Source organism: Cupriavidus sp., from assembly GCF_057315035.1.
This window is the reverse complement of the sequence record NZ_DBHKYV010000010.1, coordinates 153,559-166,537: the sequence shown is the minus strand read 5'-3', so window position 1 is coordinate 166,537 and position 12,979 is coordinate 153,559. Positions and strand designations below refer to the sequence as shown.

The 12,979-nt window shown below is 63.0% G+C and carries 13 protein-coding genes; 7 read left to right on the top strand and 6 right to left on the bottom strand.

All coding sequences use genetic code 11. The features are described 5' to 3' along the window. Positions 1-8: 8 nt before the first annotated feature. Positions 9-824, bottom strand: coding sequence for a transporter (locus ACO550_RS15555; RefSeq protein ID WP_315592439.1), 816 nt, complete (start codon positions 822-824; stop codon positions 9-11). Positions 825-980: 156 nt separating this feature from the next. Beyond that, entirely contained in the window at positions 981-1,910 is a 930-nt protein-coding gene (locus ACO550_RS15550; protein WP_315592438.1) for a LysR family transcriptional regulator, read from the bottom strand. Positions 1,911-2,112: 202 nt separating this feature from the next. On the opposite strand from ACO550_RS15550, the gene ACO550_RS15545 reads away from it, so the two are divergent. From ACO550_RS15545 to ACO550_RS15530, 4 genes are all read left to right on the top strand, one after another. Further along, positions 2,113-3,036, top strand: coding sequence for a dihydrodipicolinate synthase family protein (locus ACO550_RS15545; RefSeq protein ID WP_315592437.1), 924 nt, complete (start codon positions 2,113-2,115; stop codon positions 3,034-3,036). Positions 3,037-3,177: 141 nt separating this feature from the next. After that, positions 3,178-4,599 carry an MFS transporter gene (locus tag ACO550_RS15540; RefSeq protein WP_315592471.1) on the top strand — a complete coding sequence of 474 codons (1,422 nt, stop codon included), beginning with the start codon at positions 3,178-3,180 and terminating at the stop codon, positions 4,597-4,599. A 44-nt stretch (positions 4,600-4,643) separates the two neighbouring features. Beyond that, the gene (locus tag ACO550_RS15535; RefSeq protein WP_315592436.1) at positions 4,644-5,744 is read left to right on the top strand and encodes a porin; all 1,101 of its coding nucleotides are present in this window, start codon (positions 4,644-4,646) and stop codon (positions 5,742-5,744) included. Between the two features lie 31 nt (positions 5,745-5,775). Next, on the top strand, positions 5,776-6,741 hold the full coding sequence (locus ACO550_RS15530; protein ID WP_315592435.1) for a tripartite tricarboxylate transporter substrate-binding protein: 966 nt from the start codon (positions 5,776-5,778) through the stop codon (positions 6,739-6,741). Between the two features lie 28 nt (positions 6,742-6,769). Here ACO550_RS15530 and ACO550_RS15525 read toward each other — a convergent pair whose 3' ends face one another. Then, the gene (locus ACO550_RS15525) at positions 6,770-7,351 is read right to left on the bottom strand and encodes a hydrolase (RefSeq protein WP_315592434.1); all 582 of its coding nucleotides are present in this window, start codon (positions 7,349-7,351) and stop codon (positions 6,770-6,772) included. 178 nt (positions 7,352-7,529) lie between these two features. On the opposite strand from ACO550_RS15525, the gene ACO550_RS15520 reads away from it, so the two are divergent. From ACO550_RS15520 to ACO550_RS15510, 3 genes are all read left to right on the top strand, one after another. Beyond that, positions 7,530-8,441 carry a helix-turn-helix domain-containing protein gene (locus tag ACO550_RS15520; RefSeq protein WP_315592433.1) on the top strand — a complete coding sequence of 304 codons (912 nt, stop codon included), beginning with the start codon at positions 7,530-7,532 and terminating at the stop codon, positions 8,439-8,441. 146 nt (positions 8,442-8,587) lie between these two features. Further along, positions 8,588-9,463, top strand: a complete 876-nt coding sequence (locus tag ACO550_RS15515) for a sensor histidine kinase (RefSeq protein ID WP_315592432.1) — start codon at positions 8,588-8,590, stop codon at positions 9,461-9,463. Positions 9,464-9,601: 138 nt separating this feature from the next. After that, positions 9,602-10,063, top strand: a complete 462-nt coding sequence (locus ACO550_RS15510; RefSeq protein WP_315592431.1) for an Atu1372/SO_1960 family protein — start codon at positions 9,602-9,604, stop codon at positions 10,061-10,063. Positions 10,064-10,071: 8 nt separating this feature from the next. Here the strand turns inward: ACO550_RS15510 and ACO550_RS15505 are convergent, their stop codons facing one another. From ACO550_RS15505 to ACO550_RS15495, 3 genes are all read right to left on the bottom strand, one after another. After that, positions 10,072-10,983: a LysR family transcriptional regulator gene (locus ACO550_RS15505; RefSeq protein WP_315592430.1), complete on the bottom strand. Its 912-nt coding sequence runs from the start codon at positions 10,981-10,983 to the stop codon at positions 10,072-10,074. Positions 10,984-11,176: 193 nt separating this feature from the next. Then, positions 11,177-12,250, bottom strand: a complete 1,074-nt coding sequence (locus ACO550_RS15500; protein ID WP_315592429.1) for an alpha-hydroxy-acid oxidizing protein — start codon at positions 12,248-12,250, stop codon at positions 11,177-11,179. Beyond that, on the bottom strand, positions 12,250-12,936 hold the full coding sequence (locus ACO550_RS15495) for a Fe2+-dependent dioxygenase (protein ID WP_315592428.1): 687 nt from the start codon (positions 12,934-12,936) through the stop codon (positions 12,250-12,252). The genes ACO550_RS15500 and ACO550_RS15495 overlap by 1 nt, the downstream gene beginning before the upstream one ends. Positions 12,937-12,979: the final 43 nt, after the last annotated feature.

Here is a 12,979-nt window from a genome sequence, read left to right as displayed (position 1 = left end):
CCAACAGATCATTTCGGGAACAGCAACGTCACGACCGCCCGGCCGCCCCAGCCATGGGGACCGGAATTGGGCCCGTCGGCCCAATAGGTGGCAAACAGCCCGAAACTGACCGGGCGCTGACCGATCTTGACCAGCTTGCTGAAACCGGCGTGGATCGGCACGCTCCATTGCGAGTTCTTCCAGTCATAGGTCGACTCGGTATTGAGCGTGTAGGTCCACGCGGTTGGCGTGGTGTACGCGACAAACGGCTGCAGGAAGGTGCTGCTCACGGCGGGGCGGCCATTGTCGCCAGCCACGGACCAGATATGGTTGCCCAACGCGCCATACGTCCAAGGGCCGTGCTGCACCAGGCCAACCGCGGTGGGGCCGAGCCCCCATTTGCGGCCACTGAGTTGGTTTTCGGTTCCGGTTGGCAACAGCAGGGCTGGGCCAACGCCCCAGATCAGGCCCCCGGCTGAAGGCTCCCTCGGTGAAAAGAACAGGCTCTGCAGCGTATCGCCAAGCCCGGTCTGGGAACCGGAGCCAGGCGTGATCGAAGACTGGTACGTAAGCGGGACGATGGTGCGCGAAATCACGTTCCAGTCCTGGTTCAACGTGATTGGCACAACTGGCTGGAAGTTCATCGTCAGCCGGTCACCGTCATGGACCGGGCCGATGCCACGGTCATAGTTGAACTGGAGCGGCACGCTGATCAGTGCGGCCACCGGATTGCTGAGCTTCTTGGCCAGATCCGCCGAGTCTTCGGCACGGGCCGGCGTCGTGAGACTGAACAACGCCGGGATAGCCACGAGGGCTGCTCGAACACCAAGAATGCGCATATGCATGGCCGGCTCGCGGATGTCTCAAAGAGGTTGGAAGTGCCTGGGGTCTGTAGCTTGCCCATCGTCCAGACATGCGAAATCCTCATCTTCCATCTTCCTGAAAGTGCTGGAAGTGAAACCTTTTTGCCCGCGATCTTAGATATTTCGAGCGGCCGGGTGCTATGTAGAGACTTCGATGCCGCGGCCAGTGGGGTCCGATCCCCCGAATTGCGCAACCTCGCGGACTACCTGCATGACCGTGCGGCAAGCCAGTGTGAGCTCGCCATGACGCGACATGGCCAGCGCAATATGGCGGTTCACCATCGGATTGATGATCTTGGAAGCCTGGAGCTTGCAGTCGCGTCCGGCGTTGGCGATTGCGTAGGGTCCCAGCAACGCGTACATGCCGCCATCGGCCGCGATATGGGTTTGCAGGCTGAGAGAGTCGGCTTCCATCGCCACGTTCAATGTGACACCGTGCTCCAGCGCCATCTGGTCAAGACGATCGCGCCAGCTGTTGGGCCGGCAGAAACTGACCAATGGCAGATTGTGGAGCGCGGAGAACTGTACCGTCGGATTGGCAGTGATCTTGTCCCCAACGGCGCCTACCAGGTAAGTCGCGGTCTCCACCAGATAGACATCGCCATGTTTCGGCACCGGGCTATGCCGGAACAGGATGGCCAGGTCCACGTGGCCGCTTTCCAGCCAGTTTTCCAGTTGCGCGCCTTGTCCCTCGCGGACGCTGAGCTGGACCAGCGGATACCGCTCTTTCAGCCGGTAATACAGGGTGCTGACGAGCGGGTGCGCAGTGGAGGGCAGGATGCCAATGCGAACGGTGCCAATCGGTTTGCCTGCGGTGGTATGGATGTCGTTGACCAATTGCTCGGTGCTGGCCAGCCAGGCCCGCACCTTCGGTGCGATGCGCAGCCCCAACTCCGTCAGCACGACACCGCGACCCGTGCGTTGAAACAGGCGGCCTCCGCATTCCTGCTCCAGCTCGTTCAATTGCCGGCTGATGTGAGGCTGACTTGTTCCATATGCCTGGGCGACCTTGCTCAAACTGCCAAGGTCCGCGGCATCTGTGAATAGCTTCCAGGTCGCGTAATTCATCAGCCACTCCGGGTTTGCGCAGCTCTATGTGATATGCGAGATCAGTATATCTGAAATAGCCAGATAGACACTTCCGGTATGACTCGGTGATTTCTACACTGCCTCGCATGCACGTCGCTGTGTGGAGACAAAAGCAGCGACGGGCTCTCCGGGCGGGCACCTCCGCACGCCGGGTGATCTCCATACCGCTATAGGAAGTGACATGAAAAACATCGACCTCCGTGGCCTCGTGCCCGCTCCCGTTACCCCGTTCACCCGCGATGGCGCGGTCGACCACGCAGCCATCCAGCGGCTTGGTTCGTGGCTGGGTGGCTTTGACGGAGTAAAGGGCCTGGTAGTGCTGGGCCATGCTGGCGAAGGCACGTTCCTGTCGCAAGATGAACAGGCTGCCGTCATCGAGAGCTTTGTAAAGTCCGTCGACGGCAAGATTCCCGTCATCGCGGGCATCACCCTGGAAGGCACACAGGTGGCGGCCGCCGAAGCACAGCGCGCCGTCAAGGCCGGTGCGTCCGCTGGCCTGGTCTACCCGTCGCACGGCTGGTTGCGCTTTGGCTACCAGAAGGGCGCACCGCAGGACCGCTATCGCGCCATCTACGAAGAAAGCGGCCTGCCGCTGATCCTGTTCCAGTACCCGGATGCCACCAAGGCAACCTACAACCTGGAAACGCAGCTTGAAATTGCCGCGCAGCCGGGCGTGTTTGCCATGAAAAACGGTGTGCGCAACATGCGTCGCTGGGACACCGAAATTCCTGTCATCCGCAAGGAAAACCCGGACCTGCAGATCCTGACCTGCCATGACGAATACCTGCTGCACACCATGTTCGACGTCGATGGCGCACTGGTCGGATACGGCAATATCGCCCCCGAACTGCTGATCGAACTGATCAAGGCCGGCAAGGCCAAGGACTACCCGCGTGCCCGTGCACTGCACGACCAACTGCTGCCGGTGACGAAGAACGTGTACCACCGCGGTTCGCATATGGAAGGGACCGTCGCGCTCAAGCACGCACTGGTCGCGCGCGGCATCCTGGAGCACGCCACCGTTCGTTCGCCGCTGCTGCCGCTGGAGCCGGGCGCCGAGATCGACATTGCCAACGCCATGCGCGCTGCCGGCCTGGTCGACTGATGTCGTGAATGCGGGAGGGGAGACACCCTCCCGCATGGCGGGCAACGCCGTCATAGGCAACTAAAAAAATAAAAGGGCGACGGTACAACCGCGGGCCCGCAAGAATCTGGAGACAGCATGGACACCTCGACGGTCGCCACCATGTGCAGCCGCGACTGCGGCGCAACCGCCGGCAATGACGTCGCCGAGAACCGGCGTCGGGCTGCCAACCTATTGTTCCGCATCGAAAACGTACCGTTCAGCCGCTGGCACACCAAGGCGCGCATCGTCATGGGCAGCGCGACGCTGTTCGATGCGTTCGACGCCCTCTCGCTCGCGTTCATCTTGCCTGTGCTGGTTGGCCTCTGGCATCTGTCTCCCGCCGAGATTGGTGTGCTGATTGCCGCCGGCTACCTTGGCCAGGTGCTGGGCGCGCTGTTTTTTGGATGGCTCGCCGAACGCATCGGACGGGTGCCCAGCGCATCCGTCACCGTGGGGCTGATGTCGGTAATGAGCGTCGCCTGCGCGTTCACGGGCAGCTTCCAGATGCTCTTCATGTGCCGGTTCATCCAGGGCATTGGCGTGGGGGGCGAGGTTCCGGTCGCGGCGACCTATATCAACGAGCTTTCACAGGCTCATGGTCGCGGACGTTTCTTTCTCCTCTACGAACTGATCTTCCCGATCGGCCTGCTGCTGGCTGCGCAGTTGGGCGCCTTCCTGGTACCGCGATTCGGGTGGGAATACATGTTCCTCGTCGGCGGTATCCCGGGCATCCTCGTCGCGCTGCTGATCATGCGACTGCCGGAGTCACCCCGCTGGCTTATCGGCAAGGGCCGCTTCGATGACGCCGAACGTGTCATAGCCAGCATCGAGGCCAGCACCCCTGCGCGTCATCTGGACGCTGCAAGGAACCAGGCCGAAATCGCGGGGCGTGTGGCAGTGCTTGAGGAAGGCATGCGTTCGCAGAAGAAGGGCGACTGGCGCGAGCTGTTCTCGTCGTTCTACCGTGGCCGTACGCTGGTGGTCTGGGTACTGTGGGCAAGCTCGTATTTCATTGCCAACGGCATCAACAACTGGCTGCCAAGCCTCTACAAGACCGTCTACAACCTGCCGCTGCAGGAATCGCTGCACATGGCATCGCTTTCCAATGTCCTGAGCACTTGTGCGGTACTGGTCTGCGCGTTGCTTGTAGACAGGGTTGGCCGCAGGCGTTGGGCCATTGGTTGCTTTGTCGTCGGAGGCGCATTGCTGACAGTCCTTGGCCTGTTCGGCACCGGCAGCCCATGGACCGTCATGGCGCTGGCATCGACAGCCTACGCCGTGATGGGCTCGGCAACGGTGCTGCTGTACCTCTACACGCCGGAAATTTATCCAACCCGTATCCGTGCCATCGGCACCGGTCTGGCGACGTCCTGGCTCCGCGCGGCGTCGGCAAGTGCACCAGCCATCGTCGGCCTTGTACTGACCCGGCAGGGCATTGCCACCGTGTTCCTGATGTTTGCCTGTGCCAGCGTGGTTGGCCTCGTTGCAGCCAGTCGCATGATTGAAACGACCAACCGTGCACTGGAAGAGATCTCTCCGTAGATCAGGCAAGCCTCGATCAAAAAAAGAAACTGTGTGGAGACAAAATGAAATCCAGGAACTGGGCTGCATGCCTGCTTTGCGCAACGCCCTTGGTCGCAGCGGCGCAATCCGTCACGCTCTATGGCGTCATTGATACGGGTGTCGAGTTCGTCAACGGTATCGGTGCAAGCCGGAACAGCGTGGTGCGCATGCCAAGCCTCACGGCAACGGTGCCGTCCCGCTGGGGCCTGCGAGGCTCGGAGGATCTGGGCGGCGGGCTGAAATCGGTCTTTGTACTGGAATCTGGCTTCGCGCCGGATTCGGGTACGTCGAACCAGGGTGGCCGACTGTTTGGCCGGCAGGCCTTCGTTGGCTTGAGCAGTAACCAGTGGGGCCAGATCTCATTCGGGCGGCAGTGGACCATGACGTTCTGGTCGACGCTGGATTCAGACATTCTCGGGCCCAATATCTATGGGGCAAACTCGCTCGACAGCTATCGTCCCAATGCCCGCGCCGACAATGCGATTGCCTACAAGGGAGTCTTCGGCGGGCTGACCGTTGGCGCCACCTATAGCCTGGGGCGCGACACCGTCAACGCCGGGCAGAACCCGGCAGGTACCAACTGTGCGGGCGAGAATCCGGCAGACAAGCAGGCGTGTCGGGAATGGTCGGTCATGCTGCGCTATGACGCGAGCAAATGGGGCGTTGCCACGGCCTATGATTCATTGCGTGGTGGCGCGGGGGCGGCGGCCGGCCTGACGAGCAGCAGCCTCAAGGACGATCGCCTCCATTTTGGCGGATACATGCTGCTGGGCGACGCCAAGATTGGCATCGGTGGCACCTTCCGAAACAACGAGGGCAGTCCCACGTCGCACAGCCAGTTGTACTACGCAGGCGTTGCCTATGACGTGACACCGGCGTTCAACCTCGCCGGGCAGGTCTACTACCTGGGATTCCGCAACAGCGCCAACAAGGCCTGGCTTGCAGCCGTGCGCGGTACATACGCATTCTCGAAGCGAACCTCAGCCTATGTGACTGGCGGATTCATCGATAACCGCGGTCAATCCGCCCTGTCGGTCAGCAGTGGCGGCAGCGCTGGAACCACCACGCCGGCACCGGGTAGCAACCAGTTCGGTGCGATGCTTGGCGTCAAGCACACTTTCTGACCCGACCAGAACATCTATCCAGGAGACGTGAATGAAGCGCATCGCAAAGCTTGTGCTGGGCGCAAGCCTGAGTATCGCCGCCCCTGTTGCGTTCGGGCAGCCGTATCCCGACCGAGCCGTCAGGATCGTGGTTCCATACCCCGCGGGCGGAACGGTTGATGCTGTTGCGCGGGTCGTGGCACAACGGCTGAGCGAAGACCTCAAGCAGCCATTTATCGTCGACAACCGCCCGGGTGGCAACGGCACATTGGGCAGCAAGATCGTAGCCACCGCCGCGCCGGACGGCTATACGCTGCTGATCCAGGCCTCAACGTTCGTGGCAACGCCGATGCTGATGGCCACCAGGCCATACGATGTGGAGAAGGACTTCACCGCGATCACGCAACTGGGAAGTGTTCCGATGCTGGTCACCGCTCATCCCAGCGTGCCTGCGAGGGACTTCAAGGAATTCATGGCGGTACTGCGGCGAGACCCCACCCGTTACGCGTTCGGGACCTCGGCGATCGGCTCCGCCAGCCATCTTGCCGAGGAGGCCATCAAGCACGCCGGAAAGCTACAGTTCATGATCGTGCCCTACAAGGGGACGGCTCCCGCGCTGACGGAGGTGATGGGCGGCCATGTTAGCGCGATGGTGGATGCACTGCCTTCCACGCTACCGCATGTGAAGAGCGGCAAGCTGAAACCTCTCGCGGTAACTGGCGCAAACCGCCTCGCCAGCCTGCCAGACGTGCCGACCGTTGCCGAATGCGGATTGACCGGGTTCGAAATGGTCTCCTGGTACGGGCTTTGGGCGCCGGCGAACATGCCGGCCGACTTGACGCAGCGTATTCAGCGTGAGGTTGCCAAGGCGTTGAAATCAGAGCGTGCGACGAAGGCGCTCGGGGAGCACGGATTTACCGTAGTGGCCTCTCAGCCGGGCGACTTTGCCGCATACATCAGGCAGGAGAAAGCCAGGTTCGGCACGTTGATTCGCGAAGCAAACATCAAGATCGAGTGAAGCGCCGTTCGTCCGGGGAACGCTGCGCTTAGCCTAGCGCCCGGACCACGGCGTCGGTGGTCCGCAGCCGTCCGATGCGCGGGAACGTGAAGGTCAATGTGCTGTCATGCGCTTGCACCGACGGCGATGCCATGGCGTCTGTGACGAACACCTGGTGGTAGCCGCGTTCGAAAGCGTCGCGCGCGGTGGATTCCACGCCGATATTGGTCGAGATGCCCGCCAGGACGATGGTCTGGATGCCGCGCCGGCGCAACTGCAGGTCAAGGTCGGTGCCATAGAAGGCGCCCCACTGGCGTTTCATGATGCGCAGGTCGGACGGCTGGGCGCCCAGTTCAGCCACCACCTCGGACCAGTCCGCGCCGCGGTTGGCCGCAACGGGCGGGGTATCGAGCCGGGGCGCCAGCATGTCCTTGCCATCCGCCGCATTGCCAACCGTCACCAGTACCACTGGCGCCTGGGCGGCACGGAATGCGTCTGCCAGCGTCCTGGCGCGCGCCACAACTACTTGCGCCGGCTGGGGATGTACATCCATTGCCACGATGCCGTTCTGCAGGTCGATCAGGACCAGTGCAGTGGTGGCGGGGTCCAGCTTCAGTTCGGGCGGGCTCATCAGGCAACCTTTCAGGATGGAGGCAGGTCGGCGTGCATGGGCAAAGCATAGTCGATCGATGCACCGTTCGGGTGCGAAAGCGTGCGGATAGATCGCTGCTGGCAGCCATGCTATGCTGCGGCGGCTTGTCGCGTCGGGAAGACATGCGACGTGACCGTGATGTATCGCGGAGGAACCCATGCCGCCAACCCGAACCACTCCTGCCCCGAAGACCAAGCCAGCCCCGGTCGATGCGTTTGGATGCGCAGCGGACAAGCTCAACGCCGACCAGTCGCTGGCCGGCACCGATATCCAGTTCTACCGCAAGAGTTCGCGCCAGCCATCGGGCCAGATCGAGATGCCTGCCGCCGAACGCGGTTTCGTGGCCGGCGTGTCGCTGAACCCGGGCCATCGTCGCCGGATTTTTCGGGGGCGGCACGGCAGCACGCATGACTTCGACAATGGCGCCATCTATCTGCGCAGCCTGTCCGAAGACTACAAGGCGGATTTCGATACCGCTTTCGATTTCATCCTGATGGAGTTGCCGCCCGGTTTTATCGAGCGCACCAGTGTTGAGCTGGGCCGCACGCGGGTGCGCAGTCTGCAGGAGGTTGCCGGCCATACGGACCCGGTGCTGGCCAATCTGGCGCAGGCCATGGCACCGGCACTGAGCCACCCCGAATATGCGTGCCGGCTATTCGTGGATCAATTGGGCATGGCCATCGGCGCGCATCTGGTCCGTCAATATGGTGCGGAACCCGAGGTGTCGAGCAAGGGTAACCGGTTGCTGTCGCCGCGTAACGTGGCCAGGGCCAAGGACCTGCTGTCTGCCAGGATGGATGGTGACCTGTCCATTGCCGAGGTCGCCGATGCATGCCAGCTCTCGCGTAGCCATTTCACGCGTGCGTTTCGCGATACCACCGGGCAAACGCCTTACCAGTGGTTGATGGCGCAACGACTCGAGCGCGCTCGCGCATTGCTGCGCGATACCGCGCTGCCGCTGGCCGAGGTGGCGATTGCCTGTGGCTTCTCTGACCAAAGCCATTTCACCCGCACCTTTGCGCGGGTGATGGGCATGGCGCCCGGCGTCTGGCGCCGCCGCTGCACATAGCGCGCAAATATCGACAAGGCGCGGCACAAACTGACAAGGCAATTCTCCGGGCACCGCGTAGATTCGGGCTGGACTGCCGCACGGTTTGCCGCGCTTCACGCCGGACCGTTGCGGGTGCTTGACCACCCCAACTGGAGACGCAGGCTGTGACATCGCAAAGCCACCAGCCCGGGCAGATGGCAATCCAGCGTGACGCTATCCGCATGGTGCGCGACATTGCCACCGCGATCGAGCGACGCATCCAGCAGAACCTGGACGGGTTTGGCGCGGATACCGGCGATTGCCGCGACGACCAGGCGATCGTGCAATGCCTGCACGAACAGATGGTCCACCTGGCGCGCGTGGCAACGCTGGGCACGCTTGCTGCATCGATTGCCCATGAAATCCGCCAGCCGCTGACCGCGATCCGCATCGAGGCGTCCGCCATCCGCCGCTGGATGAACCGTGAGACACCCGACATCGACGAAGTCGTTGAAGGGATCCAGCGTATCCAGGACCAATCCGAACGCGCCGAGCAGGTGATTCGTAGTCTGCGCGCGCTGATGCGGCGCGAGCCCGTTACCCTTCGTCCATTCCGGCTCGACCAGGCACTGCTGGAAGTCTTGCCGCTGGTCGACTGCCGGATCCAGGATGCCAACGTGAATCTGCAACTCGACCTCGATGCGGCAATGCCCGTGGTGCTGGGAGACCGCGTGCAGATTCAGCAGGTGGTTCTGAACCTGTTGCTCAATGCCGTGGAAGCCCGCCAGGATGTTCCCGACTGCGCCCCCGCCGTGTATCTGAAAACCCGCCGCGGGCCTGGCGAAAGTGCGGTCATTGAAGTCAGCGATAACGGCAAGGGCATTGCGCCAGACCAGTTGGCCAGGATCTTCGAGCCGTTCTTCAGCACCAAGGATGACGGCATGGGTATTGGACTGGCGGTCTGCCGGTCCATTGTCGAGCTGCATGGCGGCACCATCGAGGCCGCGTCACGGGACGGACAGACTACCGTGACGGTTACGCTGCCAACCCATGACGAGTAAGGCGTAACTCGTAACTTGTAACTGAACGGCCGACTTGTTCCGCGGTGTATCAATTCATGTTCGCCCGGGTCGGTTTATCGGCGCTTTGGCCACTCCTATAGTTCGTTGCAAGCCAACGGCAATCCCAAGGAGTCCAACATGTCGGTCGAATCGAAACTTGCAGCGCGCGGACTGAAGCTGCCGCCGCCCCCGCAACCGCTGGGCAGCTATACGGCCGTCAGCCGTGCCGGCGACCTGCTGTTCATCTCGGGCCAGTTGCCGCTACAGGACGGCAAGGTGGTCTGGCAGGGGCAGGTCGGCAAGGACCTGACAGTGGAGCAGGGTCAGCAAGCCGCGCAACTGGCCGCCCTGAATGTGCTGTCCCAGATCCATGCGCATCTGGGCGGCTTTGATCGCCTCGACCATATCGTCCGGCTGGAAGGGCATGTCACCAGTGCCCCTGGCTCGTTCGACCAGCCGGCTGTACTGGATGGCGCATCGGACCTGTTTGCCGATGTGCTGGGCGAGAAGGCCGGACACGCGCGTGCGGCATACTCGCAGACCCAGCAACCGGGCAATGCTGCCGTGATCCTCGTGGTGATCGCGCAAGTCAAGCAGTGAGCTGACGATCAGGGTTCGAACTTCTCGACCAGGAAATCCACGAAGGCCCGTACCCGGCGCGATACGTGCCGGGCATGCGGGTAGAGCAGCACAAACGGACGTGTGCTGCCGCCGAATTCCTTGAGCACCTCCACCAGCGTGCCGTCACGCAGATCCTGTTCCAAGACAAAGCGGTAGGTCTGGAACAGGCCTGCGCCAGCGCGCGCCAGCGTGACGCAGCCTAGTATGTCTTCCGATGTGGAATACGAGCCGGTGGTGACGATGTCGATATCTTCCCCGTCCTGCCGGAAGGTCCACGGAATCCGCCGTCCGCTGCTGGGCCGCTCGAACTGGATGCATTCGTGCGCCAGCAGGTCGTCCAGTGTGGCTGGCACGCCATGCCGTTTCAGGTAGGCCGGTGTAGCCACCACCACCAACTCGGCGTCCTCGAGCTTGCGCGCAATCAGCGCGGAGTCATCGGGCGCGCGACCGCGTACCGAGAGGTCGTAGGTGTCGTCCGCGAAATCGACATTGCGATTGCTGATATGAACGTCGATCTCGACTTCGGGATAGCGCTCCCGGAATGCGGGCAACACCGGCAACACGCGATAGTGGGCGTAAGGCGTGGGCAGGCTGATGCGCAGGCGGCCGGCCGGCGTGGCGTGCTGTCCGCTGATCTGCCGCTCGGCATCCACCAGTTGGGCCAGTGCGCCACGGCTCTGCTCGAAATAAGACCGGCCTTCGTCGGTAAGCCGGATCTGGCGCGTGGTGCGCACAAACAGGCGTACGCCGAGCCGTTCTTCGAGCCGCGAGACACTGCGGCTGACCGCCGCCGGCGTGACACCCGCGGCGACCGCGGCCGCAGTGAAACTGCTCAGTTCCGCGGCCAGGCAGAACAGTTCGATGCTGCCAAGCTGCAGGTCGTCGAATTGACGCTTCATAAAAGCCGGTGGAAAGGTCGAGGTCTGGACATTGTAGACGTACCGATCACCGTTGTTATGCGCTCCCCTCTCCCATGAAATGGGAGAGGGGTGGGGGTGAGGGCATGAGGTTCAAATTGCGACCTGTCTCGGCTTGAGCCGCCGGCCCTCACCCCCAGCCCCTCTCCCGCGCGCGGGAGAGGGGAGCAAGACATCAGCGTTTCAGGCTGGCCTCGTCCAACGACGCCAGCGTCGGGCAGCCCAACTGTGCCATGGCTACCTCCAGTTCGGCCTGGAGCATGGTCAGCATATGGGCGACACCAGGCATGCCGCCAACCGCCAGTGCATGCAGGATCGGTTGGCCGACCAGTACGGCCCGGGCGCCGAGCGCGATGGCCTTGGCGATATCGGTGCCGCGCCGGATGCCGCCGTCCAGCAGGATCGGCACCGCGCCGGCCACCGCCTGGGCAATGGCGGGCAGCGCGTCGATCGTGGCGGGCACGGTGTCAAGTGTGCGGCCGCCATGGTTGGAGACGACAATGCCGGCCACACCGGCGTCCAGTGCCGGCTTTACATCGGCGGGATTGAGCAGGCCCTTGACCAGTACCGGAAGCCTTGTCTCTCCGCATAGCCAGGCGATGTCGTGCCAGGTAGGCGCGTGCCGCAGCATGCCGCGAAAGACCGGGCTGCCCTGGCTGGCATCGACTGTCTCGGGCGCGGGGAAGGCGGCGAGGTTGACTGCGCTGATACCCTCGGGCAGCCGGAAGCCGGCGCGCTGTTCGGCATTGCGGATGCCGTTCACCGTTGCATCGATCGTCACCACGATGGCGCGGTAACCGGCCTGTTCGGCGCGTCGCACCAGCGTCAGCGTATCCTCGCGCCGCGCTTGCAGATAGAGCTGGAACCAGAGCGTGGTGGAGGACGTGCGCGCAATGTCCTCCAGCGTGACGCTGGCCTGCGTGCTGACCGTCATCCAGGTACGCGTCAGCGATGCCGCGTGCACCGTGGCCAGTTCGCCGTCCGCATGCACCAGCTTGTGATACGCCGTGGGGGCGATCAGGATCGGGTAGTCGAGCGTAGTACCAAACAGTTCAGAACGCGCGGATGCCTGCGACATATCCACCAGCGTGCGCGGCATCAGGCGAATGCGCTCGAACGCGGCAAGGTTGTCGCGCTGGGTAATGCCGTCGGCCGAGGCGCCGGCAATATATGCGGCAATGGCGGGATGGACGCGTTCGTGAAAGCGTCGTTCGTAATCGCGCAGCGATACCGTATCGGCGGGAATCATCAAAGCTCCGCCCAGCGCCGCAGCAGGTTGTGATAGTGGTTGACCAGCGCCAGCACCGCGGCGTTGTCGTCGCCAAGCTGCGTGCGGATGTCGATGATCGCGAGATCGAGTTCGTAGAGCATGGCGCGCATGCCGTCGTCCTTGACCATCGACTGCGCCCAGAAGAACGATGCCCAGCGGCAGCCGCGCGTGACCGGCGTGACATGGTGCAGTGACGACGCAGGGTAGACCACCATATGCCCGGCCGGCAGCTTGACCGATTGCGTGCCGAACAGGTCCTTGACCACCAGTTCGCCACCGTCGTACTCATCGGGGTCAGAGAGAAACAAGGTGCTGGAAACATCGGCACGGATGCGCATGCCGCCGCTTCCCGGCACGGTGCGGATTGCATTGTCGACATGCGAGCCGAACGTCATGCCACCCTCGTAGCGGTTGAACATCGGCGGCAGCACACGCAGCGGCAGGGCTGCCGAATGATAGGTCGGACTGCGGCCCAGCGCGTGCAGCACGCGGTCGCCCAGTTCGACGGCTTCCTGGCTGTCGACCGGCAACTGGAGGTTGTACTTCGACTTCGCCGCCAGGTCGCCGGCCGTGACCCGTCCGTCCACCCAGGGCGATGCTTCCAGGCGTTGCCGGAAATGGCGGACTTCATCGGGGGTCAGGACGTCGGGAATCTGGATCAGCATGGTACGAGGAAATCAGCGGAGGGCGGCGCGTCGGGCGCCACCG

Bases quoted from the DNA above. Each gene is read 5' to 3' on its own strand.
- ACO550_RS15535 (WP_315592436.1), top strand. From the start codon at position 4,644: ATGAAATCCAGGAACTGGGCTGCATGCCTGCTTTGCGCAACGCCCTTG.
- ACO550_RS15510 (WP_315592431.1), top strand. From the start codon at position 9,602: ATGTCGGTCGAATCGAAACTTGCAGCGCGCGGACTGAAGCTGCCGCCG.
- ACO550_RS15540 (WP_315592471.1), top strand. From the start codon at position 3,178: ATGTGCAGCCGCGACTGCGGCGCAACCGCCGGCAATGACGTCGCCGAG.
- ACO550_RS15495 (WP_315592428.1), bottom strand. From the start codon at position 12,936: ATGCTGATCCAGATTCCCGACGTCCTGACCCCCGATGAAGTCCGCCAT.
- ACO550_RS15500 (WP_315592429.1), bottom strand. From the start codon at position 12,250: ATGATTCCCGCCGATACGGTATCGCTGCGCGATTACGAACGACGCTTT.
- ACO550_RS15505 (WP_315592430.1), bottom strand. From the start codon at position 10,983: ATGAAGCGTCAATTCGACGACCTGCAGCTTGGCAGCATCGAACTGTTC.
- ACO550_RS15530 (WP_315592435.1), top strand. From the start codon at position 5,776: ATGAAGCGCATCGCAAAGCTTGTGCTGGGCGCAAGCCTGAGTATCGCC.
- ACO550_RS15545 (WP_315592437.1), top strand. From the start codon at position 2,113: ATGAAAAACATCGACCTCCGTGGCCTCGTGCCCGCTCCCGTTACCCCG.
- ACO550_RS15555 (WP_315592439.1), bottom strand. From the start codon at position 824: ATGCATATGCGCATTCTTGGTGTTCGAGCAGCCCTCGTGGCTATCCCG.
- ACO550_RS15520 (WP_315592433.1), top strand. From the start codon at position 7,530: ATGCCGCCAACCCGAACCACTCCTGCCCCGAAGACCAAGCCAGCCCCG.
- ACO550_RS15550 (WP_315592438.1), bottom strand. From the start codon at position 1,910: ATGAATTACGCGACCTGGAAGCTATTCACAGATGCCGCGGACCTTGGC.
- ACO550_RS15525 (WP_315592434.1), bottom strand. From the start codon at position 7,351: ATGAGCCCGCCCGAACTGAAGCTGGACCCCGCCACCACTGCACTGGTC.